We start from the raw sequence: 25,403 nt of genomic DNA, 5'->3' as shown, positions 1-25,403 counted from the left end.
GGCCCGTACCCAAACCGTCTGTACGAGGCAGCAACCATTGCCATACGGGCGCGGCCTCGGGCATGCTCCCCTGAACGCCGCGGAGCGTGCGCTTAACCGGGCAGACGACTCTGGGCAGAGGAGGAGTGCCGCCGTACCCTTGGGGGTATGGGCTTGGGAAGATGATTCCCGGACACAGCTCCGCCGCTCCCTGTCGTCCCTCCACCTAGGATCCGCCGAGGATCCAGAGGACCTAATCGCCGAGATACCCATGGCCGGTCACGAATTCCCTGAACCCGCGGACCGCAAGCGGCAGGTCGCCGATCCCACGGCGACCCCCCAGGCGGCGGAAGAAACACGTCAGTCCTGCGATCCCGCCTTCAAGCACGGAGTGGTCGTCGGCTTCGACGGCTCGACCTCCAGCGAGCGGGCCCTCTCCTACGCCATCGGCATGGCATACCGCTCGGGCTCCGGCCTGATCATCGTCCACGTCGCCAACCGGCTGCCCACCACGGTGTGGGCCGGCTGCGAGCCGCCGGTCTTCGTGGATGTGCCGGACCACCGCACCGAGGTGCTCGGTCTCGAACTCGCCTGTGCGGACTATCTGTCCGAGGTGCCCTGGATCCTGGTCGAGCGAGGCGGCGACATCTGCCACGAACTCGAAGAGGTGGGCCGGGAGTACGAGGCCGACGCGATCGTCGTCGGCTCCACGCACGGGATCGTCGGCCGGATCTTCGGCTCGGTCGCGGGACGGCTCGCGCGGCGCGCCAGGCGCCCGGTCATCGTCATCCCTTAACTCCCTTGGGCCCCAGGCGAGATGGGTAAATCCTACTCGCGCGTAGAGGTGCTTTGTGCCTTTGTGAAGGGTACATACCGGTCGCTGGACCATCGCAGGGCCCAGTACCGCGCGCAGCACAACTGCACCCGCACGAAGGGAGCCCGCCGTGGACAAAGACGTCTCCGCGGGAAGCACGACCTCCACTCTCGGCCATCTCGCCCTGGGACTCACCCTGTTGGCCTTCGGCCTCGGTCATACCGAAGTGATCGACGGTGTGACGGCCGCGAATGCCGTATCCCTCGCGACGTACGTCGGTGGCATCGCCCTGTTCGTCGCCGGTCTGCTCGCCTACCGCGCCAGTGACACCTCGACGGGTACGGCCTTCGCCGCGCTCGGCGCGTTCTGGTTCACCTGGGGTGTCACGGCCGGCGACGCCATGTCGGCCAACGCGCAAGGGCTGTTCATGCTCCTGTTCGCGATGCTCGCGCTGAGCCTGACCCTCGGGGCGTCCGGCTCCGGGACCCTGGTGCGCGGGGCGTACGGGGCGCTGTGTGTGGCCCTGCTGCTGCTCGCCGTGGCCGCGTTCGGTGACACGGCCGGGCTCGCCAAGGTCGGCGGCTGGTTCGCCGCGGTGGGCGGGCTCCTCGCCTGGTACGCGGCGACGGCCGCACTGGGCGGGCTGCCCACGGCCCTGCCGGGGCGTGCTGCCGGCCGGGGGGTGACGGCCACCGGCTGACAGCCGGGGGCCGGGGAATGGGCGCCCCGAACCCCCTCGAAGGAACGGGTCCCTGTGCGCTTGGTGGCGCGCACAGGGACCCGTTCTTGTGTACTCGTACTGCGGGGACCGACTACTCCACCGTGACGGACTTCGCCAGGTTGCGGGGCTTGTCGATGTCACGGCCGAGGGCCAACGCCGTGTGGTAGGCGAGAAGCTGGAGCGGGATGCCCATGAGGATCGGGTCGAGCTCGTCCTCGTTCTTCGGCACGACGATCGTGCGGTCGGCCTTCTCCTGCTCCTGGTGCGCGACCGCGAGGATGCGGCCGGAACGGGCCTTGATCTCCTCGAGGGCGGCGCGGTTCTTCTCCAGCAGGTCGTCGTCCGGGACGATCGCGACCGTGGGGAGCGCCGGCTCGATCAGGGCGAGCGGGCCGTGCTTCAGCTCAGAGGCGGGATAGGCCTCGGCGTGGATGTACGAGACCTCCTTGAGCTTGAGCGAGGCCTCGCGGGCGACGGGGTAGCCACGGACACGGCCGATGAACATCATCGAGCGGGCGTCCGCGTACTCCTCGGCGATCTTCTTGATCGCCTCTTCCTGCTCCAGGATCTGCGTGATCTGCCCGGGCAGCTTGCGCAGGCCCTCGATGATCCGCTTGCCGTCGGCGACGGACAGGTCGCGGATGCGGCCGAGGTGGAGGGCGAGGAGGGCGAAGGCGACCGTGGTGTTGGTGAAGCACTTGGTCGAGACGACGCAGACCTCGGGGCCCGCGTGGACGTACACGCCGGCGTCCGACTCGCGGGCGATGGCCGAGCCGACGACGTTCACGACGCCGAAGACGCGGGCGCCCTTGCGCTTCAGTTCCTGCACGGCGGCCAGGACGTCGTACGTCTCGCCGGACTGGGAGACCGCGATGTAGAGGGTGTCGGGGTCGACGACCGGGTTGCGGTAGCGGAACTCGGAGGCCGGCTCGGCGTCCGCGGGGATGCGGGCCAGCTCCTCGATCATCTGCGCGCCGATCAGGCCCGCGTGGTACGAGGTGCCGCAGCCCAGGATCTTCACGCGGCGCACGCTGCGCGCCTCGCGGGCGTCGAGGTTGAGGCCGCCCAGGTGCACGGCGGAGAAGCGCTCGTCGATGCGGCCGCGCAGGACGCGGTCGACCGCCTCCGGCTGCTCGAAGATCTCCTTGTGCATGTACGTGTCGTGGCCGCCCATGTCGTACGAGGCGGCTTCCCACTCGACGGTCGTCGGCGACGCGGTCGTGCGCGTGCCCTCCGTCGTGTAGGTGCGGAAGTCGTCGGCCTTGAGGGTGGCCATCTCGCCGTCGTCGAGGGTGACGATCTGGCGGGTGTGGGTGACCAGGGCGGCGATGTCCGAGGCGACGAACATCTCCTTCTCGCCGATGCCGAGGACGACCGGGGAGCCGTTGCGGGCCACCACGATGCGGTCGGGGAAGTCGGCGTGCAGGACGGCGATGCCGTACGTGCCCTCGATCAGCCGGAGCGCCTCGCGGACCTTGTCCTCGAGCTTCTCGGCGGGGGAGCGGGCGATGAGGTGGGTGAGGACCTCGGTGTCCGTCTCGGAGAGGAAGGTGACGCCCTCGGCGGTCAGCTTGGCGCGCAGGTCGCCGGCGTTGTCGACGATGCCGTTGTGGACGACGGCGACCTTGTTGTCCGCGGACATGTGGGGGTGCGCGTTCTCGTCGGACGGTGCGCCGTGGGTGGCCCAGCGGGTGTGGGCGATGCCCGTGGTGCCCTTGAAGCGGGCGGGCACCTTGGCCTCCAGGTCGCGCACGCGGCCCTTGGCCTTCACCATTTTCAGGCCGCTGGCCTTCGGGCTGGTGATGACGACGCCCGCGGAGTCGTAGCCGCGGTACTCCAGGCGCTGCAGCCCCTCGAGCAGCAGCGGTGCCACGTCACGCTTACCGATGTAACCGACAATTCCGCACATATGTGTACTGATCCCCTCTAGCCGTAGACGATGCGCCGCAGCTGCCGCAGGGACAGCTCGGGCGGCGCGACCGCGCGGTACTTCAGGTCCGCCGAGATCCGTTCGAAGATCTCCGCGTTCACCAGGCCCTGACCCTGGAGCTCGCGGTGGCGGCGACGGACGAACACCTCGGTCGTCTCGTCGAAGTAGGCGAGCACGTCCTGGATCACCCGCAGTGCCTCGCCCCGGTTCAGGGGCGAACTGCGCGTCAGATGATCAACAAGTTCGTCGTGCACTCGGATGATCCTGGAGGATGAGAGGACGGTTCGCAAGAATTCTGCCCGATTTCGGGCAGGGGTGCGTCATCCGGCGTGGGCGCCGGGGTTCTTGGGACAGCTGTGGTCAAGGTTTGAAGGGCGCCATGCCGCTTGTTCCCGTTGCGTTCACATGCCGTATCCGGCCGGGATGAGTGACCCGAGCAACTTTTCCGGTCATGGACATTCCCCGTATGGGCGTACCCGAGCAGCTTGCCGACCGGAGCCTGGCCGAGCAGCACGAGTACCTGCGCAGCAAGTTCTCCCGCCGCACGATGATGCGCGGCGGCGCCGTCACCCTGGGCGCGATAGCGGGCGGCGCCTTCGTGCCGGGCGCTGCGAGCGCCGCCGTCCCCACGCAGACCGGGCGGACCCCCGGCCACGTGCCCGCCACCCAGAAGGTCGACGGCGCGCTCGTCGCACCCTTCGCCCGCCACCTCGCCTACGGCACGGACGCCCGTACCGAGATGACCGTCTCCTGGCAGGTCCCGGTCGCCGTCAAGAACCCGTACATCCGCGTCGGCGCCCACCCCTGGGACCTGTCGCGGAAGATCGAGGCCGAGGTCCGGCCCCTCTACACCCCGGCCGGAGTCGGCACCGGCGCCGACCACACCCAGTACTACCTCCACGCCCAGCTGACCCGGCTGCGCCCCGGCACCACCTACTACTACGGCGTCGGCCACGACGGCTTCGACCCGGCGGCCGCGCACCTGGCCGGCACGCTCGGCACCTTCAGGACGGCGCCCTCGCACCGCGAGCCGTTCACCTTCACGGCCTTCGGCGACCAGGGCGTCAGCTACCACGCGCTGGCCAACGACAGCCTGATCCTGGCGCAGAACCCGGCGTTCCACCTGCACGCCGGAGACATCGCCTACGCCGACCCGTCGGGTTCGGGCCAGACCGGCGACACGTTCGACGCCCGCACCTGGGACCAGTTCCTCGCCCAGACGGAGTCCGTCGCCAAGCAGGTGCCGTGGATGGTCGCGTACGGCAACCACGACATGGAGGCCTGGTACGCGCCGCACGGCTACGGCAGTCAGCAGGCCCGCTTCACCCTGCCGGACAACGGTCCCGACGCCAAGAACCTGCCCGGCGTCTACTCCTTCGTGCACGGCAACACGGCGGTCATCTCGCTCGACGCCAACGACGTGTCCTGGGAGATCCCGGCCAACCTCGGCCTGTCCGGGGGCACGCAGACCTCGTGGTTCGAGCGCCAGCTGAAGAAGTTCCGCGCCGACCGCGACATCGACTTCATCGTGGTCTTCTTCCACCACTGCGCGTACTGCACCGCCACGAGCCACGCCTCCGAGGGCGGTGTGCGCAAGGAGTGGGTGCCGCTGTTCGAGAAGTACACCGTCGACCTCGTCATCAACGGGCACAACCACGTCTACGAGCGCACCGACGTGCTCAAGGGCGACCGGGTCACCAAGGAGCTGCCGATCGGCGGCACGGCGTACCCCGAGACCGACGGCATCGTCTACGTCACCGCGGGCGCCGCGGGCCGGAGCCTGTACGCGTTCCCGGTCGACGACACGTACGAGGGGCACGAGAAGGAGATCGATCCCTTCACGTCCTTCGTCGTCCAGCCCGACGGCAGCAAGAAGAACATCACCGTCGACTGGTCGCGCGTGCGCTACACGAACTACTCGTTCCTGCGCGTCGACGTGGAGCCGGCGCCGGCGGGCCACACGGCGAAGCTGACGGTGCGGGGCCTCGCGGAGACCGGTGAGGAGATCGACCGCTTCGTCATCGCGCGCAAGGTGCGGCGGGGCTGAGGCCACGGCAGGGCCCGCCCCTTCGGGAAGGGGTGGGCCCTGCGCCACATCCTGCCCTGTTCGAAGGAGACGGCCGCCAACGCGGCCGCCGGAAAAGCCAGTTCACCCAGGGGCGTCATGCCGGGATTCTGTCGTCCACTCGGTGAGAATTGGTCTACACCCTTGACCCGCTCATGGGGCGGACGGTACCCATGGTGACTGTTCGGCTGCACAGATGTGAAAACCCCCCGCGATCCACGACCCAGTCGCTCGTCGAAGGGACCGTTTGTGAGACAGCAACAGAAGCAGCGCCGCAGGACCGCCCGGCTGTTCGGGTCGCTGCTGCTCGTCGCGGCCGCGGGGGTGTCCGCCGTCGGCGCCGCCCCGTCACCGGGTGCGGGATCCGCCGCCGCGACCCCGCTGGGCCAGGTGGTGCCCGCTCCGGCCTCGGTGGCCGCGGGCGGACCGGCGTACGAGATCACCTCGAAGACGCGGATCCGCGTCGAGCGGGACTCGAAGGAGGCGCAGCGCGTCGCCGACTACCTCGCGGGCGTGCTCAGGCCCTCCACCGGCTACCGGCTGCCCATCACGGGCCAGGGTGGTCACGACGGCATCCGTCTCGAACTCAGTGGCAGGGCAAAGGACTTGGGCGCCGAAGGGTACCGGCTCGTGTCCGGCCGTGGCTCCGTCACCATCACCGCCCACAAGGCCGCCGGTCTCTTCCACGGCGTGCAGACCCTGCGCCAGCAGCTGCCCGCCAAGGTGGAGAAGAGCAGCAAGCAGACCGGGCCGTGGCTCGTCGCGGGCGGCACCATCGAGGACAGCCCCCGGTACGGCTACCGCGGCGCCATGCTCGACGTCTCCCGGCACTTCTTCGGGGTCGACAAGGTCAAGCGCTACATCGATGAACTCGCCCTGTACAAGGTCAACAAGCTGCATCTGCACCTGAGTGACGACCAGGGGTGGCGCATCGCCATCGACTCCTGGCCGAAGCTCGCCACGTACGGCGGGTCCACGCAGGTCGGCGGCGGGCAGGGCGGTTACTTCACCAAGGCCCAGTACAAGGAGATCGTCCGGTACGCCGCCTCGCGGTATCTGGAGGTCATCCCCGAGATCGACATGCCGGGCCACACGAACGCGGCGCTCGCCTCGTACGCGGAGCTGAACTGCGACGGTGTCGCGCCGCCGCTCTACACCGGCACGAACGTCGGCTTCAGCTCGCTGTGCGTCAACAAGGACCGCACGTACGACTTCGTCGACGACGTGATCCGTGAGCTCGCCGCCATCACGCCCGGCAAGTACCTCCACATCGGCGGCGACGAGGCGCACTCCACCAGCCATGAGGACTACGTCACGTTCATGGACAAGGTGCAGCCGATCGTCGCCAAGTACGGGAAGACCGTGATCGGCTGGCACCAGCTGACCGGCGCCACCCCGGCGAAGGGCGCCCTTGCCCAGTACTGGGGACTCGACGGGACCAGCGCGGCCGAGAAGGCGCAGGTCGCGGCGGCGGCGCAGAAGGGGACGGGGATCGTCATGTCGCCGGCCGACCGTCTCTACCTCGACATGAAGTACAACAAGGACACCCCGCTCGGCCTCGCCTGGGCCGGGTACGTCGAGGTGCAGCGCTCGTACGACTGGAACCCGGGCAGCTACCTTCCGGGCGTTCCGGCGTCGGCCGTCCAGGGCGTCGAGGCGCCGCTGTGGTCGGAGACCCTGTCGACCTCCGCGCAGGTCGAGTACATGGCCTTCCCGAGGCTGCCCGGTGTCGCCGAGCTCGGCTGGTCCCCGGAGGCCACGCACGACTGGAACACGTACAAGGTGCGGCTCGCGGCGCAGGCTCCGCGCTGGGACGCGCTCGGCATCGGCTACTACAGGTCGACGCAGGTGCCCTGGCCCGCCGGCTAGGTCACAGCAGGCAAGCGAGTGGGGCTCCGGACCCGCGCTGCAGTCGCTATGAACTGCGGCGTCTCCGGAGCCCCACTCACGTCTACGCGATCGGGTTCGGCAGTGTCCCGATCAGCTGAAGGGCCCCCGCCGGGTCCGCGAGGTCCACCATCTGCTCGTTGTTGCGCAGCTGGAGCCGGTTGAGGCAGGACAGCGTGAACTCCGGGGCGAACATGTCGTACTGCCGGAATTTGTCGGCGAGTCGGGGAGCCGACTCCTGGTAGTCGCGGACACAGTCGGCGACCGCCTGCCAGAACGTGTCCTCGTCGAGCACGCCCTCCGTGACCAGGTTCGCCGCGAGGAAGCGGAAGAAGCAGTCGAAGACGTCCGTGAAGATGGACAGCAGTTTCTGGTCGTCGGGAACCTCGACCCGGATCCGGTCGACGCCCGGCGGGAGCACCGCGTCGGGGTCCATGACGGCGATCTCCTCGGCGATGTCCTTGAAGATCGCCCGCTGGACCGTGCCGTCTTCGCCGAGCACCAGGATGACGTTCTCGCCGTGCGGCATGTACACGAGGTCGTACGCGTAGAAGCTGTGCAGCAGCGGCGTGAGGTACGACCGCAGGTACGGGCGCAGCCACTCGGCGGGCGTCAGGCCCGAGCGCTCGACGAGGGCCGCGGCGAACGAGAGGCCGTCGGCGTCGACATGGAGCAGGGACGCCATCGTGGCGAGGCGCTCCCCCTCGGCCAGGGACGGGACGGGCGACTCGCGCCACAGGGCGGCGAGCATTTTGCGGTACGGGGAGTAGCGGTCGGTCGCGGCCTCGTACTCCAGGTGCCGGTAGCCGACGGCGGCGCGCTCGCGGATGATCGTCAGGCCGGTCGCCTTGAGGACCTCGTCGTTCTCGATGAGCTGCGCGAGCCAGTCGTTGATGGCCGGCGTGGCCTCCATGTACGAGGCGGACAGGCCGCGCATGAAGCCCATGTTGATGACGGACAGGGCCGTCTTCACGTAGTGCCGTTCCGGGTGCGACGCGTTGAAGAACGTGCGGATCGACTGCTGCGCGAGGTACTCGTCGTCGCCCTCGCCGAGGAGCACCAGACGGCGCTGGGCGACCTCGGCCGCGAAGGTGACCGACAGCTTGTTCCACCACTGCCAGGGGTGGACGGGGATCAGCAGGTAGTCGTCCGGGTCCAGGCCCTGGTCCGTGAGCGTGGCGGCGAACCGCGCGAGGGTCTCCTCACCGAGCTCGGCGCGCAGGTGGGACTCGTGGTCGAGTCCGACACCGGCCGTGAACGCGGCCCGCTCCCGCGTCGCCGCCAGCCAGATCAGCCGGATCGGGCTCGCGGTCTCGGGGGCGTACGAGAGGTACTCGTGGACGCCGAAGCCGAGCCGGCCGTTGTTGGCGACGAAGCAGGGGTGGCCCTCGGTCATGCCCGTCTCGATCTCCTGGAAGGAGCCGTCGAGGGCGAGGGAGGCCGCGGTGACCGGGGGCTTGGCGAGCTTGTAGCAGGTGCCGGAGAGGGTGGAGGAGATCTCCTCCAGGTAGACCGGCAGGATCGCGTCGCTCAGGCCGAGTGAGGTCTTCAGCTCGATGAAGAACTCCAGTGCGCTGAGCGGGAGTTCGGCGCCGTCGCGGTGGCGCGAGATCGAGTCCGCGGAGACCTGCCAGTGGTCGAGGCGCAGGCGGCGGGCGGTGAAGCGGTACTCGGTCGCGCCGTCGTCGGAGCGCACCGAATACCGGTCGTCGCCGAGGGACTCCGGCGTGAGGAGGCGCTCGTGGGTGAACTCGGCGAGTGCCTTGCGGATGAGGAGGCGGTTGGCCTCGGCCCAGCGCTCGGGGGAGAGGTGGGTGACGGCGTCGGAGAGCGTCATACGGCGGCCACCCCCGTGGCGGCGAGGAACTGCTCGCGCGTGCAGAAGCTGAGCAGCGCCTGCTTCTCGGGCTTCTGGACGACACGCGCGGGGACGAAGCCGACGGCCTCGTTCAGGGCGTGCACGGCCTTGTTGCGCACGTCGGGCTCGACGACGACGCGCCGGGCCGCCGGGTCGGCGAACAGGAACTCCATCACCGTGGTGATCACGGCGCGGGTGAAGCCGGGGATGCGGACGTCGCCGGGCGCCGTCAGGAAGTGCATGCCGACGTCGCCGGGCTCGGGCTCGTACAGGCCGACGAGTTCGACGTGCGCCGGGTCGTAGCGCTCCATGAGGAAGGCGGGCTCGCCGTCGTGGAGGCCAATGAACGCGTCGTGGTGCTCGGCGGCGGCTATCGCCATGTACTCGCGCTCCACGTCCTGCAGTTTCGCGTCCTGCATCAGCCAGAACGCGGCCTTGGGGTCGGTGACCCAGCGGTGCAGCAGCTCGGCGTCCGCGACGGGGTCGAGAGGGCGGATGCTGAAGGTGCCGGTGGGGGAGCCGGTGGGGGTGCTCATGCGGCGAACTCCTGGAACGCGATGGTCTTCTCTACGGGGTAGTACTCGGTGCCGAGCAGCTCACGGATGATGTACGCGTTGCGGTACGCGCCCATGCCCAGGTCGGGCGAGGTGATCGAGTGCGTGTGCACGCCGGCGTTCTGGACGAACACGCCGCGGCCCGTGCTGTCGACGGAGTAGTTGCGGGCGAGGTCGAAACGGCCCCGGCTGTCCCAGTTGAGCCGGTCGCGGACCGGCTCCAGGAAGGCGGGCGTCTCGTACTTGTAGCCCGTGGCCAGGATCAGGCCGTCGGTGCGCAGCTCGAAGTCCTTGCCCTGCTCCTCCTGGCGCAGGCCGAGCGTGTACGTGCCGTTCTCGTAACTCGCGCTCTGGAGCGACGAGTTGGTGAGCAGTCTGGTGGGGACGGGTCCAGCCAGGTTCTTCTGGTAGAGCAGGTCGAAGATCTCGTTGATGAGGTCGCCGTCGATGCCCTTGAAGAGGTTCTTCTGCTGGGTCTCCAGGCGGTAGCGGGTCTCCTCGGGCAGCGCGTGGAAGTAGTCCACGTACTCGGGAGAGGTCATCTCCAGCGTCAGCTTCGTGTACTCGAGAGGGAAGAAGCGCGGGGAGCGGGTGACCCAGTTGAGGCGGTAGCCGTGGACGTCGATCTCGCTGAGGAGGTCGTAGTAGATCTCCGCGGCGGACTGGCCGCTGCCGACGAGGGTGATCGAGTCCTTCTGCTGGAGCTCCTACTTGTGGTGCAGATAGCGGGAGTTGTGGATCGCGTCGCCGTCGAGGCCCCGGCAGGGCTCGGGGATGTGCGGCGGGGTGCCGGTGCCGAGGACGAGGCGCGGCGCGCGGTAGGTCTCGCCGCCCTCGGTGCTCACGACGTACACCTCGGCGGCCTCGTCGTACGAGACCTGCGTGACGGTCGTGTCGAAGCGGATGCTGGTGAGTTTCGCGGCGGCCCAGCGGCAGTAGTCGTTGTACTCGGTCCGCAGGGGATAGAAGTCCTCGCGGATGTAGAAGGAGTACAGCCGCCCCGATTCCTTGAGGTAGTTCAGGAAGGAGTACGGGGAGGTCGGGTCGGCGAGCGTGACCAGGTCCGACATGAACGGCGTCTGGAGGTGGGCGCCCTCGAGGAACATCCCCGAGTGCCACTCGAAGTCCGGCTTGGACTCCAGGAAGACACCGTTCAGTTCGGCTATCGGCTCGGTGAGGGCGGCCAGGCCGAGATTGAAGGGGCCGAGGCCGATCCCGATGAAGTCGAGGGGATCAGGGGACTCAGGAAGCTTCGACAAGGTTCTCTCCCAGGTACTGCTCGGCATGGCCGGCGATCAGATCGAGGACCGCGACGATGTCGTCGACGGTGGTCTCGGGGTTGAGCAGGGTGAACTTCAGGTAATGGCGGCCGCCCACCTTGGTGCCCGCGACGATGGCGTCGCCGGAGGCGAACAGGGCCTTGCGGGCGTACAGGTTGGCGCGGTCGATCTCGGCGGGATCGGTGACGCCGGCCGGGATGTGCCGGAAGACGAGGGTGGACAGCTGTGGTTCGACGACGACGTCGAACCGGGGGTCCGCGGCGAGCAGCTCCCAGGCCTTGCCGGCCAGGTCGCACACCTCGTCGAAGAGCTGCCCGACACCGTCGGCGCCCATCACGCGCAGCGTCATCCACAGCTTGAGCGCGTCGAAGCGGCGGGTCGTCTGGAGGGACTTGTCGACCTGGTTGGGGATGCGCTCGGTGACCATGCGGCGCGGGTTGAGGTAGTCGGCGTGGTACGTGGCATGCCGCAGGGTGGCCGCGTCCCGGACCAGGACCGCGCTCGAACTCACTGGCTGGAAGAACGACTTGTGGTAGTCGACGGTGACGGAGTCGGCGCGCTCGATGCCGTCGAGGAGGTGTCGGTTCTTGATAGAGGCGAGGAGCCCGCAGCCGTACGCGGCGTCGACGTGCATCCAGGTGTCGTACTGGGCGCAGAGCCCGGCGATCTCGGGGAGCGGGTCGATGGAACCGAAGTCGGTGGTCCCGGCGGTGGCGACGACCGCCATGGGCACGAGGCCCTCCTCGCGGCAGCGCTCCAGCTCCCGCGCGAGGGCGACGGTCTGCATCCGCTTGTCGCGGTCCACGGGGATGGTGACCACGGCGTCGGGGCCGAGGCCGAGGAGCGTCGCGGACTTCTTGACGCTGAAGTGGCTGACCTCGGAGGCGAACACCCGCATTTTCGTGGGATGTTCGGCGTTCTCGGACTTGGTCTCGTCGCGGGCGAGCAGCAGCGCCTGGAGGTTGGACTGGGAGCCGCCGGAGGTGAAGACGCCGTCGGCGGCGGGGCCGAGGCCGATCCGGCTCGTGGTCCAGTCGATGAGCTTGCGCTCGATCAGGGTGCCGCCGGCCGACTGGTCCCAGGTGTCGAGGGAGGAGTTGACCGCGGAGAGCACGGCCTCGCCGACCACGGCCGGGATGACGACCGGGCAGTTGAGGTGGGCGAGGTAGCGCGGGTGGTGGAAGTAGACCGCGTCGCGGAGGTAGACCTCTTCGAGCTCGTCCAGGGCGGCGGTGGTGTCGAGGAGGGGCTTGTCCAGGTCGACGGCGTCGATGCGGGGCGTGAGCTCGTCGACCGTGACCCCGGTGAACGGCCGGTCGGTGGTGGCGAGTTTGGCCGCCACCCGCTCGATTCCCTCGGTCACGGAACGGCGGTAGTGCTCCGTGGTCGTGTCGTTGAGCAGGTGCGAGCGCATGGACGGTCCTCCGGGTGGGGGCAGGAATGCGGGTGAGCGGGGAAGACGGGCGGCATGGGAAAGGGGCGAGGTCCCAGCACCTGACTTAGGTTAGCCTAACCTAAGTTGCGCTTGCGACCCCGCCCCTCATGAGTGGCCGGAATGTGCTGCCCGTCAGTCCCCGGCGGCCGCCTCCTGGGCCTCGGCGACGCGCAGGCCGTCCTCGCTGAGCCCCTTGCGCCAGTAGCCGACGAACGTCACCGACCGCTTGTCGTAGGCGCGTTCGCGCACGAGATGGCGGCGCAGTTCCTTCATCGTTCCGGACTCGCCCGCGAGCCAGGCGTATGGACTCGACGCGTCCGGCAGCCCGGCCGCGCGGATCGCGTCCAGCGCGGACGGCGCATCCTCGTCACGCACGAGCCAGGTGACGGTGACGTCGCCCGAGGTCTCGATCGCCGGGATGTCCTCGCGGTGCGGGACCTCCAGCCAGACATGCGCGGGCAGCTCCGGCGGCAGCCAGGCGAGGATGCCCAGGGCGGCGGGCAGGGCGGTCTCGTCGCCCCACATCAGGACGTGGTCGGCGCCCTCGTGGGGGCGGCAGCGTACGGCCGTGTTGTCGGCGACCGCCGGGCCGAGGACCGTCACGCGGTCACCGGCCTTCGCCGCCTCGGCCCAGACGCAGGCGGGCCCCGCGCCGCCGGAGCCGTCGTGGTGCAGGACGAAGTCGATGTCGACCTCGCCGGGTTCGCCGGGCGTGCGGCGCTGCCCGCTGACCGTGTACGAGCGCATCACGGCCCGCACGTCGTCCGGGAGCGCCCGGTACGCGGCGTGCCAGGCGCGGCCGTCGTCGCCCGGCTCGGCGGCCGGCAGGACGGGGGCCTCCTGGCCCGGCTGCGGCAGGAACAGCGACAGGCTCTGGTCGCGGCCTCCGGCGTGGAAGTCCACGAGGTCGGGCCCCGTGAAAGTCACGCGCTGCAGCGACGGACCGAGCCGCCGCGTCCGCGCTACCTGGAGGTCGAAGAATCGGAAGGGTGCGATCGCGGGGGACTCGGTCGTCGTCATGTGTGTCAGCCGACCTTCTTCGCCTTCTCGATGGCCTCGGCGAGGTCCTCGAGGATCGGGGCGCACTTGGCGTACGAGTAGATGGGCTCGGTGACGCGCGGGATGACCTGGCCGGCCTTGACGGCGGGCAGCTTCTTCCAGGTGGCCTTGTCGAGGTCGGCGGGCTGGATGGCCGACGTCCGGTTGTCCATCATGATGACGTCCGCCGGGTGGGCGTCGATGTTCTCCCAGCTGAGGTTCTCGAACCAGCCGCCGCTGGCCTTCTTCGCCTTCTCCGTGGGCTCCACGATGTTCACGCCGAGCGACTTGAAGTACTCCAGGTCGGCGGAGAGGTTGGAGCCGGAGACGTAGAAGATGTCCTGGCTCGCGGAGCCGACGAGCACCCGGATCTCGGGGCGGGCCTTGGCGGCCTTGCGCAGGCGGGCGGCCGCGTCCTCGAAGCGCTTCTTCGCCTTGACGGTCTTCTCGGCCTTCACGTCCGCGCCGAGCGACCCGGCGAGCGCGAGCAGGCGCTCCAGCGGCTGGGTCATCTGGCGGTCGTAGACGGAGATGCCGACACTCGGGGCGAGCTTGAGGATCTTGTCCGCGGACTCCTCGGGGACGTACCAGAGGGTGCCCTTCTCGTCGAACATCGTCGAGACGAGGAGGTCGGGGGAGAGCGCCGCGTACTTCTCGATCTTGAACTCGCCCCAGGTGTTGCCGATGACCGTCAGCTTGCTGACGTCCATGTCGCCGGCCTGTACGTCGGCCTTGCCGTCCTTGGTCGTCGTCGGGCCGAAGACGCCCTTGACCTCGATGCCGTAGTCGAACAGGGCGGCGGCGACACCGGTGAACGCGACGATGTTCGCCGGGATCTTGTCGCTCTTCGCCGTCGTGCCGCGGTCGTCCTTGAAGGACCAGGGGCCGGACTTGGCGCTGCCCGACTTGGCGCCCGAGCCGCTGTCCTTGGAATCGCTGCCGCAGGCGGCGAGCGCGGCTCCGAGGCCGAGGGCGCCGCCCGCGGCGAGGATGCCGCGACGGGAAGGGGTGGTGAGACGGGCATGGGGCATGACAGTGGCTGCTTTCGTGACGAACGGAGGGCCGCTGGCCGGATTCTGACTTAGGTTAACCTAACCTAAGCTGTTGTCCAGAGGGCCCCCTCGCCGCCGCTCTCTCAGCCCGTCAGGCCCAGCTCCCGCGCGATCAGCATGCGCTGCACCTCGCTCGTGCCCTCACCGATCTCGAGGATCTTGGAGTCGCGCCACATGCGAGCCACCGGGTACTCGTTCATGAAGCCGTAGCCCCCGTGGATCTGCGTGGCCTCGCGCGCGTTGTCGACCGCGATCGTCGACGAGTAGAGCTTGGCGAGCGCCGCCTCCTTCTTGAACGGCTCCCCGCTCACCAGCCGCGAGGCCGCGTCACGCCACGCGAGGCGGGATGTGTGCGCCTTCATCTCCATGTCGGCGATCTTGAACTGGATCGCCTGGTACGAGCCGATGTTGCGGCCGAACGCGTGCCGCTCCTTGGCGTACTTCACCGACTCGTCCACACAGCCCTGCGCCAGACCGGTCGCCAGTGCGGCGATCGCGATGCGGCCCTCGTCCAGGATCCGCAGGAACTGGGCGAATCCGCGGCCCTCTTCGCCGAGCAGGTTCGCCGCGGGGACCCGTACGTCGTCGAAGTGCAGTTCACGCGTGTCCGACGCGTTCCAGCCGACCTTCGAGTACGGCGCCGCCACCGTGAAGCCCGGCGTGCCGGACGGCACGATGATCGAGGAGATCTGCGGCTTGCCCTCGGGGGAGCGGCCGGTGACCGCCGTGACCGTGACCAGACCGGTGATGTCCGTACCGGAGTTGGTGATGAAGCACTTCGTGCCGTTGATCACCCACTCGCCGGTCGCCTCGTCGACCCTCGCCGTCGTACGGGTCGCGCCCGCGTCCGAGCCGCCGTCGGGCTCGGTCAGTCCGAACGCGCCGAGGATCTCGCCGGAGCACAGCCGCGGCAGCCACTCGGCCTTCTGCTCCTCGGTCCCGAACAGGTGGAGGGGCATGGCGCCGAGCGAGACGCCCGCCTCCAGCGTGATCGCCACGGACGAGTCGACGCGCGCCAGCTCCTCCAGGGCGATCCCGAGGGCCAGATAGTCGCCGCCCATCCCGCCGTACTCCTCCGGGAAGGGCAGCCCGAACAGGCCCATGCGGCCCATCTCCCGCACGATCTCGTACGGGAACTCGTGCCGCTCGTAGAAGTCGCCGATCTTGGGGGCGACGACGTCGTGCGCGAACTCCTCGACGGTGCGGCGGAGTTCTTCGTGCTCGCTGCTCAGGCGGTGGTCCATCTTGTTCACTGCTCCTGTAGGGGCTGTGCCGTCTTCACGAGGGCGCGGACGGTGCGGGACGGGCTGGGCCGGCCCAGCTGTTCGGCCATCCACGCGCTGGTGGCGGTGAGACGGCCCAGGTCGACCCCGGTCTCGATACCGAGGCCCGAAAGCATCCACACGAGGTCTTCGGTGGCGAGATTTCCGGTGGCGCTCTTCGCGTACGGGCAGCCGCCGAGGCCGCCCGCGGAGGCGTCCACGGTGGTCACTCCGTGCTGGAGCGCCGCGAGGGTGTTGGACAGGGCCTGGCCGTACGTGTCGTGGAAGTGCACGCCGATCGCGTTCGTCGGCACGCCCTCCTCGTTGAGCTCGGCCAGGAGCGTCTGGACGTGGCCCGGCGTCGCGACGCCGATCGTGTCGCCGAGGCTCAGCTCGTCGCACCCCATGTCCATCAGGGCCTTGGCGACCCGGACGACCTGGTGGACCGGGACGGCGCCCTCCCAGGGGTCCCCGAAGCACATGGAGAGATAGCCGCGCACATGCGCCCGGCCCTCCTTGGCGCGGGTCACGACCGGCTCGAACATGGCGAGCGCCTCGTCCACCGTCCGGTTCAGATTGGCCTTGGCGAACGACTCCGTGGCGCTGGCGAACACGGCGACGCGGCGCGCCCCGAGCGCGAGGGCCCGGTCCAGACCCCGCTCGTTCGGCACGAGCACGGGCAGGTGCGGGCGGGCCGCGCCTTCGAAGTTCCGGAGCATCGGGAACAGGGCTTCCGCGTCGGCCAGTTGGGGAACCCACTTGGGGTGCACGAAGCTGGTCGCCTCGATGGTGGTCAGGCCCGCGGCAGCGAGGCGGTGCACGAACTCCGCCTTCACCTCCGTGGGGACCGTCGCCTTCTCGTTCTGCAGTCCGTCGCGCGCGCCGACCTCGTGGATCCGCACGTGCGCGGGCAGATCCTGGGAGGGCACGACCATGGGCAGGGCGGTGGGTACGGGGGTGCTCATGCCGTCATCTCCTCGTGCGGCGTGACGACCGCGAGGATCTGGTCCATCGCGACGGTCGTGCCCGGTGTGACGTCCAGCTCGGCCACGGTGCCGGCATGCGGGGCGGAGATGACGTGCTCCATCTTCATCGCCTCGACCACCAACAAGCTCTGTCCCGCGGCCACTTCGTCGCCGACGGCCACCTTCACCACGGTGACCGTGCCGGGCATCGGCGCGGTGAGGGAGTCGGCGCCGGAGTGCGCGGCGCCGGACAGCGAGGCCGCCACCGGGTCGAAGTCCTGCACGTGCCAGGCGTCGCCTTCGCGGCCCAGCCAGTCACCGGCCCGGTGGAAGGTGTGGGTCAGGCCGTCCAGGTGGACGGTGACGCTGTCGGCGCCGACTGTGTGGGTGCCGCGCGCGCGGTGCGTGACGGGTTCGAGTCCGGCGGCCTTGAGGTGGAAGTCGACCGGTGCGGGCGTGCCGCCCAGGCGCCAGCCGGTCGGCTGGGCGAACGGGTCGGTCCAGCCGGATCCCGACGGCGCCAGGGCCGCTTGGCGGACGGCGGCGGCCGCCTCGTACACCTCCTCCGGCACCTCGCCGGGGACCAGGCCGTCGGCCTCGCGCTCCACGAGCCCCGTGTCCAACTCGCCCGCCACGACCGCCGGGTGCGCGAGCAGCCGCCGCAGGAACCCGGCGTTCGTCGGCACGCCCAGCGTGACCGTCCCCGCGAGGGCGGCGCGCAGCTTGCGCAGGGCGGTCGCCCGGTCGGGCCCGTACGCGATGACCTTCGACAGCATCGGGTCGTACAGGCTCCCGACCTCCGTGCCCTCGCTGAGGCCGGAGTCGGTGCGCACCCCGTCGCCCTGCGGCTCGCGCAGCGAGACGACCGTGCCGCCCGACGGCAGGAAGCCGCGCGAGGGGTCCTCGGCGCAGATCCGCGCCTCGACCGCGTGCCCGGTCAGCTCGATGTCGTCCTGCGCGTACGGCAGTTGCTCGCCGGCGGCGACCCGCAGCTGCCACTCCACCAGGTCGACACCCGTGATCAGCTCCGTGACCGGGTGCTCCACCTGGAGGCGGGTGTTCATCTCCATGAAGTAGTACGACGAAGGGTCGTTGCCCGGCACGATGAACTCCACCGTGCCGGCGCCGCGGTACCCGCACGAGCGGGCCGCCTGCACCGCGGCCTCGCCCATCGCCGCGCGCGTCGCCTCGTCGAGGAGGACGCTCGGCGCCTCCTCGATGATCTTCTGGTGGCGGCGCTGGAGGGAGCACTCGCGCTCGCCCAGGTGGATCACGTGCCCGTGGCCGTCGGCCAGGACCTGGATCTCGATGTGCCGGGGACGGTCGACCCACCGCTCCACGAGCAGCGTGTCGTCGCCGAAGGAGGCGCGGGCCTCGCGCCGTGCGGCCGCGATCTCGTCGCCGAGCAGCACCTCGTCACGCACCAGGCGCATGCCCTTGCCGCCGCCGCCCGCGGACGGCTTGAGCAGCACGGGCATGCCGATCTCCCGCGCCGCGTCCGCCAGTTGCGCATCCGTCAGGCCGCTGCCGGACGAGCCGGGCACGACCGGGACCCCGGCCGCCTGCACCGTCTCCTTGGCGCGGATCTTGTCGCCCATGAGGGAGATCGCGTCGGCGGAGGGGCCGATGAAGACGAGGCCGGCGTCGGCGCAGGCCCGCGCGAACGCGGCGTTCTCCGCGAGGAAGCCGTAGCCCGGGTGAACGGCCTGCGCGCCCGTGCGCGTGGCCGCCTCGAGCAGCCGGTCCACGCGGAGGTAGCTCTCGCCCGCGGGCGGCGGCCCGATACGGACCGCCGTGTCGGCCTCGCGCACATGGCGGGCGTCGGCGTCCGCGTCGCTGTACACGGCCACCGAGCGGATGCCGAGCGCCCGCAGCGTACGGATGACGCGGACGGCGATCTCGCCGCGGTTGGCCACAAGAACGGTGTCGAACATGCTCATGGGGTCCCTCCCCTCACATCCGGAAGACGCCGAAGCCGCCGGACTTCTCCGGCAGTGGCGCGTGGGCACAGGCGGTCAGGGCGAGGCCGAGGACCTGCCGGGTCTCCAGCGGGTCGATCACGCCGTCGTCCCAGAGCCGGGCCGTCGCGTAGTAGGCGTTCCCCTGCTCCTCGTACTGGGCCCGGATCGGCGCCTTGAAGGCGTCCTCGTCCTCGGCGGGCCACCGTTCGCCGCGCGCCTCCAACTGGTCGCGCTTGACGGTCGCGAGGACGGAGGCGGCCTGCTCGCCGCCCATGACAGAGATCTTCGCGCCGGGCCACATCCACAGGAAGCGCGGCGAGTAGGCCCGGCCGCACATCGAGTAGTTCCCCGCGCCGTACGAGCCGCCGATCACGACGGTCAGCTTCGGCACGCGCGTGCAGGCCACGGCGGTGACCATCTTGGCGCCGTGCTTGGCGATCCCGCCCGCCTCGTAGTCACGCCCCACCATGAAGCCCGAGATGTTCTGCAGGAACACCAGCGGGATGCCGCGCTGGTCGCACAGCTCGATGAAGTGCGCGCCCTTCTGGGCGGACTCGGAGAACAGGATGCCGTTGTTCGCGACGATCCCGACCGGGTGGCCGTGGATGCGGGCGAAGCCCGTGATGAGGGTCTGCCCGAACTCCGCCTTGAACTCGGCGAACCGCGAGCCGTCCACCACGCGCGCGATGACCTCCCGCACGTCGTACGGGGTGCGCGAGTCGACCGGCACCGCGCCGTACAGCCCCGCGGGGTCCACCTTCGGCTCGATCGCCGGGGTGACCGACCAGGGCAGCGGGCCGCGCTCCGGGAGCGTCGAGACGATCGTCCGCACGATCCGCAGCGCGTGCGCGTCGTCCTCCGCGAGATGGTCCGTGACGCCCGATACCCGGGAGTGCACCTCGCCGCCGCCCAGCTCCTCGGCGGTGACGACCTCGCCGGTGGCGGCCTTCACCAGGGGCGGGCCGCCCAGGAAGATCGTGCCCTGATTGCGCACGATCACGGCCTCGTCGCTCATCGCCGGGACGTACGCGCCGCCCGCCGTGCACGAGCCGAGGACCGCCGCGATCTGGGGGATGCCGGCGCCCGACATCCGCGCCTGGTTGTAGAAGATCCGCCCGAAGTGCTCGCGGTCGGGGAAGACCTCGTCCTGCATCGGCAGGAAGGCGCCGCCCGAGTCCACCAGGTAGACGCACGGCAGGCGGTTCTCCAGGGCCACCTCCTGGGCGCGCAGGTGCTTCTTCACCGTCATCGGGTAGTACGTGCCGCCCTTGACCGTCGCGTCATTGGCGACGATCACGCACTCGCGGCCGCTGACCCGCCCGATCCCGGCGATCACCCCGGCGGCCGGAGCCTGGTCCCCGTACATCCCGTCGGCCGCGAGCGGCGCCAGCTCCAGGAACGGGGAGCCCGGGTCGAGCAGTGCGTCCACGCGGTCGCGCGGCAGCAGCTTGCCGCGCGCGGTGTGCCGGGCGCGGGCCCGCTCACCGCCGCCGAGCCGGGCCGCGGCCAGCTTGCCGCGCAGCTCGTCGGCCAGCGCCTCGTGTGCCGCCTCGTTGGCCTTCCAGGCCTCCGACGCGGGGTCCGCCGCGCTCGTCAGCTCCGGTGCCTCCTGCATCGCGCAGTCCCCTCATTCGGCTCGCGTCGATCGGCTCCCGCTCGGTTAATGAGCGTTAACGCGTTTCCCTCAGGTTAACGACCGCTAACGTCGCTGTCTAGAATTACCTTCATGGCCACCAGAACCGACGCCCCCACCCGCCGCGAGCAGATCCTCAAGGAGGCCGCGCGGCTGTTCGCCGAGCGCGGGTTCCACGGAGTCGGCGTCGACGAGATAGGTGCCGCGGTCGGCATCAGCGGCCCCGGGCTCTACCGCCACTTCGCGGGCAAGGACGCGATGCTCGCCGAGCTGCTCGTCGGCATCAGCGGGCGGCTCCTGACCGGCGGCAAGCGCCGTCTCGCCGAGTCCGACGGCGGCGATCCCGAGGCGCTGCTCGACTCGCTCATCGAGGGGCACATCGACTTCGCCCTCGACGACCGCCCCCTGATCACCCTGCACGACCGCGAGCTGGACCGCCTGCGCGACAGCGACCGCAAGCTGGTGCGCCAGCTGCAGCGCCAGTACGTCGAGCTGTGGGTCGAGGCGCTGCGCGAGGTCTATCCGGGCCTGGTCGAGCAGCCCGCGAGGGCCGCGGTGCACGCGGTTTTCGGCCTGCTCAACTCGACCCCGCACCTCGGCAGGTCCGGCGGACTGCCCGGCCGCGAGGCGACAGCCGGCCTGCTGCACCGCATGGCGCGCGGGGCGTTCGAGGCTGCCTAGGGCCCTGTCGTCAAATTCCCGCCCGCCGGGGGGCGCCTGGCACGCACGCTCGCCGCGTTGCCGAAAGCCCTGGTTAGCTCCGCTTCGAGGCCTCTCCGGCGCCTTGCGATCGCACGCACCAGGCGCCGCCCGGCCCGCTCTCGCGGGCGGACGACGGGAATGTGACGACAGGGCCCAGGCGTGACGTGCGTCTCTGGACGCTCCAGAAACTGGCGGGTAACCTAAGCTGAGCAAGCGCTTAGTCGTGCAGTGATGCCGTTTCCGAAGGAGCAGGTCGTGCGCCGTACCGTTTACAACGAGGACCACGAGGCGTTCCGGGACACCATCCGCGCCTTCATCGAGGCCGAGGTCGTGCCCGTCTACGACGAGTGGTTCGCGGCCGGGCAGGCCCCGCGCGACTTCTACTACAAGCTTGCCGAGCTCGGCGTCTTCGGTATCCGCGTGCCCGAGGAGTTCGGCGGCGCCGGCATCGACTCGTACAAGTTCGAGGCGGTGATGTACGAGGAGACCTCGCGCGCGGGCGTCCAGTTCGGCGGCTCCGGCGTGCACGTGCTGCTCGGCCTCCCGTACATCAAGATGCTCGCCACCGACGAGCAGAAGAAGCGCTTCCTGCCGAAGTTCGTCTCCGGCGAGGAGATGTGGGCCCTCGCGATGACCGAGCCGGGCACCGGCTCCGACCTCGCGGGCATGAAGACCACCGCCAAGCTCTCCGAGGACGGCACGCACTACGTCCTCAACGGCGCCAAGACCTTCATCACCGGCGGCGTCCACGCCGACAAGGTGATCGTCTGCGCCCGCACCGACGCGCCCACCGCCGAGGACCGCCGCCACGGCATCTCCCTCTTCGCGGTGGACACCAAGTCCGAGGGCTACTCCATAGGCCGCAAGCTCGACAAGCTCGGCCTGAAGACCTCCGACACCGCCGAGCTGGCGTTCGTCGACGTGAAGGTCCCCGTCGAGGACCTCCTCGGCGAGGAGAACAAGGGCTTCTACTACCTCGGCCACAACCTCGCCTCCGAGCGCTGGGGCATCGCCTTCGGCGCCTACGCGCAGGCCAAGGCCGCCGTCCGGTTCGCCAAGGAGTACGTCCAGGAGCGCGCCGTCTTCGGCAAGCCCGTCGCCTCCTTCCAGAACACCAAGTTCGAACTGGCCGCCTGCCAGGCCGAGGTGGACGCCGCCGAGGCCGTCGCCGACCGCGCCCTCGAGGCCCTCGACGCGGGCGAGCTGACCCCCGCCGAGGCCGCCAGCGCCAAGCTGTTCTGCACCGAGGTCGCGCACCGCGTCATCGACCGCTGCCTCCAGCTGCACGGCGGCTACGGCTTCATGAACGAGTACCCGATCGCGCGCCTGTACGCGGACAACCGCGTCAACCGTATCTACGGCGGCACCAGCGAGATCATGAAGACGATCATCGCGAAGGACATGGGCCTGTAACCCGCCCGTCCCTCCGCCTTCTGTAGAACTGGCTGTATGAATCAGGCACTGGAGTCCCTGCTCGATCTGCTCGACCTGGAGCAGATCGAGCAGGACATCTTCCGCGGGCAGTCCCGCTCCGCCGTCGTCCCCCGGGTCTTCGGCGGACAGGTGGCTGCCCAGGCGCTCGTCGCCGCCGGGCGCACCGTCCCCGGCGACCGGCACGCCCACTCGCTGCACGCGTACTTCCTGCGGCCCGGCGACCCGGGCGCGCCCATCGTCTACACGGTCGACCGGATCCGCGACGGGCGCTCCTTCACCACGCGCCGCGTCGTCGCCGTCCAGCACGGGCAGCCGATCTTCCATCTCTCGGCGTCCTTCCAGACGTACGAGGACGGGCTCGAGCACCAGGCGGCCATGCCGCCCGCGCCCGACCCCGAGACGCTGCCCACCGCCGCCGAGATGCTGCCGCGCTACGCCGACGCGTTCGTCGAGCCCGGCGTCGCCGAGCGGCTCCTCGAAGCGCGCGAGGCCGTCGACCTGCGGTACGTGGACGCGCCGCCGTTCGGCAGCGTGGGCACCCCGCAGGAGCCGCGCTCGCAGGTCTGGTTCCGTACGAACGGCAAGCTCCACGGCGTCATCGACGAGCCGCTGCTGCACGTCTGCCTCGCCACGTACGTCTCCGACATGACGCTCCTCGACTCCGTGCTGCTCGCGCACGGGCGCGGGGGATGGGCCGTGGGCGACGTGGTCGGCGCCTCGCTCGACCACGCGATGTGGTTCCACCGGCCGTTCCGCGCGGACGAATGGCTCCTGTACGACCAGGAGTCGCCGTCGGCCTCGGGCGGGCGCGGCCTCGGCCAGGCCCGCATCTACACACGCGACGGGCAGCTCGCCATCTCCGTGATCCAGGAGGGCGTCGTCCGCGTCCCGCGCTAGGGCCTCTCGTTTGGATCATGCCGGGCTCGCGGGGTCTGATCCAAACGAAAGACCCCGGGCCCGCGTGGTTCGCGGCGCGTGGGGATCGGACATACCGTCACGTGCATGGGCACGAGCGCTGAGCAGAGTGGGCCGGCCGGGGACACGGGTGAGGACGGCGGGGGCGAGAGCGTCACCACCGTCCTCGTGGCGGCGGCCGCCAATCTCGGGATCGCCCTCGCCAAGGCCGTCGCCGGAATCATCAGCGGGTCGAGCGCCATGCTCTCGGAGGCCGCCCACTCGGTCGCCGACACGGTCACCGAGGTGCTGCTGCTCACCGCGCTGAAGCGCAGCGAGAAGCCCGCGGACGAGGAACATCCCCTCGGCTACGGGCCCGAGCGCTACATCTGGGCCATGCTCGCCGCCGTCGCCACGTTCGTCGGCGGCGCCGTCTTCTCCATCTACGACGGCATCCACACCCTCGTGGCCGGCGAGGAACTCGGCGACCCGCTCATCTCGTACATCGTCCTCGCCGTCGCCTTCGTCCTGGAAGGCTTCTCCCTGCGCACCGGGATCAAGCAGGTCCGCGGGGAGGCCGCCCGCACGGGAGCACCCGTGGGCCACTATCTGCGCCGCACCCCCGACACCGCCGTCAAGGCCGTCGTCATGGAGGACTCGGCCGCCCTCGTCGGCCTGCTCCTCGCCGCGGGCGGCCTGCTCGGCGGTCAGCTCACCGGCTCCGGCGTCTGGGACGCCATCGCCTCCCTGTGCATCGGCGCGCTGCTCCTGTACGTCGCCTGGGTCCTCGGACGGTCCAACGCCGAACTCCTCATCGGGCGCCCGCTGCCCAAGGCGGTCCGCCTGGAGATCCGCGAACTGCTCGCCGGCGTCGAGCACATCGAGGCCGTACTCGAACTGACCACCCTCGTGCAGGGGCCGCGCGAGGCGCTCGTCGCGGCGAAGGTCGACCTGCGCGACACCTCCACCGCCGCGCAGATCGAGTGGGCCTGCGAGGAGGCGGCCGCCCGGCTGCGCGAGCGGTTCCCGAACGTGACCCGGGTCTACCTCGACCCGACGCCCGGGTTCGCGCAGCGGCGCGAGGAGGGGCTCAACCCGTGGGGCTGAGGCCCGCCGCGTCGAGGAGATAGGCCGTCATCGGGTCGTAGTGGCGCGGGCTCGTGACGTGGTCGTCGAGCGGCACCGTCACCTGAAGGGTGCCCTCGGCCTCGCCGACGAACAGCGCCGGGTCGTTGCAGTCCGCGTATCCGATGGAGTCGATCCCCCGTTGGCCCGCGCAGCCCGCCCAGCCGTGGTCGGCGACGACGAGGTTCGGCAGCGGGCGCCCCTCGCGCTCCAGGCCGTCCAGGATCCGCGCCATGGGGTCCGGGGAATGCGTGTGCCAAAGGGTCGCGCCGCGCTCCAGCACCGCCACGTCCGCGAACTGGAAGACCATGCCCTCGTCCGTCGACAGGCCCTCGGGGATCACGACGATCTCGCAGCCCGCCGCGCGCAGCGCCGCGGCCGTCGCGCGGTGCACGTCGAGGAGGCCGCCCGGGTGGCCCGTCGCGAACAGGACGCGCTCCTTGCCGGCCGCCGCCTTGCGCAGCCGGGCGCCCATGCGCTCCAGGGCGTCGACCGTGAGCTGCGGGTCGATGGTGTCCTGGCCGAATCGGTACTCGGGGTCGTCGTTCACGCCGCAACGCTCCGCCATCACCGCGAGGACGTCCTGCTCGTCGGTCCAGCGGTCGCCGAGCTCCAGGCCGAGCCAGTAGTGGCGGTCGCCGTTCGCGAGCCTGCGGTAGTGGGAGAGGTTGTTGTCGCGGGGTGTGGCCACGTCGCCAGCGATGCGGGTGCGGATCAGATGGTCGACGAGCGCGGCGCGGCTGGGGATCCCGGGTATCGGCATGCCCCCCATTGTGCCGTCGGGCGCTGTGAGGAGCCCCGATGTCCCGGAGGG

20 protein-coding genes and 1 pseudogene are annotated in these 25,403 nt (G+C 70.2%); 8 read left to right on the top strand and 13 right to left on the bottom strand.

The window, feature by feature from the left end; translation table 11 throughout:
* Positions 1-250 precede the first annotated feature (250 nt).
* Together ACWFR4_RS16905 and ACWFR4_RS16900 are read left to right on the top strand one after the other, a co-directional pair.
* Positions 251-775 carry a universal stress protein gene (locus tag ACWFR4_RS16905; protein ID WP_453459707.1) on the top strand — a complete coding sequence of 175 codons (525 nt, stop codon included), beginning with the start codon at positions 251-253 and terminating at the stop codon, positions 773-775.
* A 148-nt stretch (positions 776-923) separates the two neighbouring features.
* Positions 924-1,493 (top strand): GPR1/FUN34/YaaH family transporter, encoded by a 570-nt coding sequence (locus ACWFR4_RS16900; protein ID WP_453459704.1) that lies wholly within the window; start codon positions 924-926, stop codon positions 1,491-1,493.
* Between the two features lie 112 nt (positions 1,494-1,605).
* Here the strand turns inward: ACWFR4_RS16900 and glmS are convergent, their stop codons facing one another.
* Both glmS and ACWFR4_RS16890 read right to left on the bottom strand, forming a co-directional pair.
* On the bottom strand, positions 1,606-3,423 hold the full coding sequence (glmS, locus tag ACWFR4_RS16895) for a glutamine--fructose-6-phosphate transaminase (isomerizing) (protein WP_453459701.1): 1,818 nt from the start codon (positions 3,421-3,423) through the stop codon (positions 1,606-1,608).
* A gap of 17 nt (positions 3,424-3,440) precedes the next feature.
* Complete coding sequence (locus ACWFR4_RS16890; RefSeq protein WP_100594082.1) at positions 3,441-3,698, bottom strand: hypothetical protein; 258 nt, start codon at positions 3,696-3,698, stop codon at positions 3,441-3,443.
* Positions 3,699-3,910: 212 nt separating this feature from the next.
* Here ACWFR4_RS16890 and ACWFR4_RS16885 point away from each other — a divergent pair, with 212 nt between their 5' ends.
* Positions 3,911-5,491: a purple acid phosphatase family protein gene (locus tag ACWFR4_RS16885; protein WP_453653085.1), complete on the top strand. Its 1,581-nt coding sequence runs from the start codon at positions 3,911-3,913 to the stop codon at positions 5,489-5,491.
* Between the two features lie 267 nt (positions 5,492-5,758).
* Positions 5,759-7,378 carry a beta-N-acetylhexosaminidase gene (locus tag ACWFR4_RS16880; protein ID WP_453459698.1) on the top strand — a complete coding sequence of 540 codons (1,620 nt, stop codon included), beginning with the start codon at positions 5,759-5,761 and terminating at the stop codon, positions 7,376-7,378.
* Positions 7,379-7,460: 82 nt separating this feature from the next.
* Here the strand turns inward: ACWFR4_RS16880 and ACWFR4_RS16875 are convergent, their stop codons facing one another.
* The 10 genes and pseudogenes from ACWFR4_RS16875 to ACWFR4_RS16830 form a co-directional block, all read right to left on the bottom strand.
* Positions 7,461-9,233, bottom strand: a complete 1,773-nt coding sequence (locus tag ACWFR4_RS16875; RefSeq protein ID WP_453653060.1) for an IucA/IucC family protein — start codon at positions 9,231-9,233, stop codon at positions 7,461-7,463.
* Positions 9,230-9,790, bottom strand: a complete 561-nt coding sequence (locus ACWFR4_RS16870) for a GNAT family N-acetyltransferase (protein WP_453459692.1) — start codon at positions 9,788-9,790, stop codon at positions 9,230-9,232. Before ACWFR4_RS16870 ends, ACWFR4_RS16875 begins: the two co-directional genes overlap by 4 nt.
* A pseudogene (locus ACWFR4_RS16865) lies at positions 9,787-11,094 on the bottom strand (lysine N(6)-hydroxylase/L-ornithine N(5)-oxygenase family protein). The gene ACWFR4_RS16870 and the pseudogene ACWFR4_RS16865 overlap by 4 nt, the downstream one beginning before the upstream one ends.
* Positions 11,051-12,502: a lysine decarboxylase DesA gene (desA, locus tag ACWFR4_RS16860; protein WP_453653058.1), complete on the bottom strand. Its 1,452-nt coding sequence runs from the start codon at positions 12,500-12,502 to the stop codon at positions 11,051-11,053. Before desA ends, ACWFR4_RS16865 begins: the two are co-directional and overlap by 44 nt.
* A gap of 153 nt (positions 12,503-12,655) precedes the next feature.
* Positions 12,656-13,543 carry a siderophore-interacting protein gene (locus ACWFR4_RS16855; protein ID WP_453459684.1) on the bottom strand — a complete coding sequence of 296 codons (888 nt, stop codon included), beginning with the start codon at positions 13,541-13,543 and terminating at the stop codon, positions 12,656-12,658.
* 5 nt (positions 13,544-13,548) lie between these two features.
* Entirely contained in the window at positions 13,549-14,592 is a 1,044-nt protein-coding gene (locus ACWFR4_RS16850; protein ID WP_453459682.1) for an ABC transporter substrate-binding protein, read from the bottom strand.
* 104 nt (positions 14,593-14,696) lie between these two features.
* Positions 14,697-15,857 (bottom strand): acyl-CoA dehydrogenase family protein, encoded by a 1,161-nt coding sequence (locus tag ACWFR4_RS16845; RefSeq protein ID WP_453459679.1) that lies wholly within the window; start codon positions 15,855-15,857, stop codon positions 14,697-14,699.
* Between the two features lie 5 nt (positions 15,858-15,862).
* Positions 15,863-16,840 (bottom strand): hydroxymethylglutaryl-CoA lyase, encoded by a 978-nt coding sequence (locus ACWFR4_RS16840; protein WP_453653056.1) that lies wholly within the window; start codon positions 16,838-16,840, stop codon positions 15,863-15,865.
* Positions 16,837-18,774, bottom strand: a complete 1,938-nt coding sequence (locus tag ACWFR4_RS16835; protein WP_453653083.1) for an acetyl/propionyl/methylcrotonyl-CoA carboxylase subunit alpha — start codon at positions 18,772-18,774, stop codon at positions 16,837-16,839. The genes ACWFR4_RS16840 and ACWFR4_RS16835 overlap by 4 nt, the downstream gene beginning before the upstream one ends.
* 19 nt (positions 18,775-18,793) lie before the next feature.
* Positions 18,794-20,416, bottom strand: a complete 1,623-nt coding sequence (locus ACWFR4_RS16830; protein ID WP_453459673.1) for a carboxyl transferase domain-containing protein — start codon at positions 20,414-20,416, stop codon at positions 18,794-18,796.
* A 111-nt stretch (positions 20,417-20,527) separates the two neighbouring features.
* Between ACWFR4_RS16830 and ACWFR4_RS16825 the strand changes: the two genes are divergently transcribed.
* The 4 genes from ACWFR4_RS16825 (at position 20,528) to ACWFR4_RS16810 (ending at position 24,571) form a co-directional block, all read left to right on the top strand.
* Positions 20,528-21,115: an SACE_7040 family transcriptional regulator gene (locus tag ACWFR4_RS16825; protein WP_453653054.1), complete on the top strand. Its 588-nt coding sequence runs from the start codon at positions 20,528-20,530 to the stop codon at positions 21,113-21,115.
* A gap of 276 nt (positions 21,116-21,391) precedes the next feature.
* The gene (locus ACWFR4_RS16820; protein WP_100594312.1) at positions 21,392-22,549 is read left to right on the top strand and encodes an acyl-CoA dehydrogenase family protein; all 1,158 of its coding nucleotides are present in this window, start codon (positions 21,392-21,394) and stop codon (positions 22,547-22,549) included.
* Between the two features lie 36 nt (positions 22,550-22,585).
* Entirely contained in the window at positions 22,586-23,467 is an 882-nt protein-coding gene (locus ACWFR4_RS16815) for an acyl-CoA thioesterase (RefSeq protein ID WP_116512863.1), read from the top strand.
* Positions 23,468-23,572: 105 nt separating this feature from the next.
* A complete protein-coding gene (locus tag ACWFR4_RS16810) occupies positions 23,573-24,571 on the top strand; it encodes a cation diffusion facilitator family transporter (RefSeq protein ID WP_453459670.1) in 999 nt (332 codons plus the stop codon).
* On the opposite strand, the gene ACWFR4_RS16805 is transcribed toward ACWFR4_RS16810, so the two are convergent.
* Positions 24,555-25,352, bottom strand: coding sequence for a phosphatase (locus ACWFR4_RS16805; RefSeq protein ID WP_453459667.1), 798 nt, complete (start codon positions 25,350-25,352; stop codon positions 24,555-24,557). The genes ACWFR4_RS16810 and ACWFR4_RS16805 overlap by 17 nt on opposite strands.
* Positions 25,353-25,403: the final 51 nt, after the last annotated feature.

This window comes from Streptomyces sp. NPDC055140, assembly GCF_053607285.1.
This window is presented reverse-complemented; position numbering and strand designations above follow the sequence as displayed.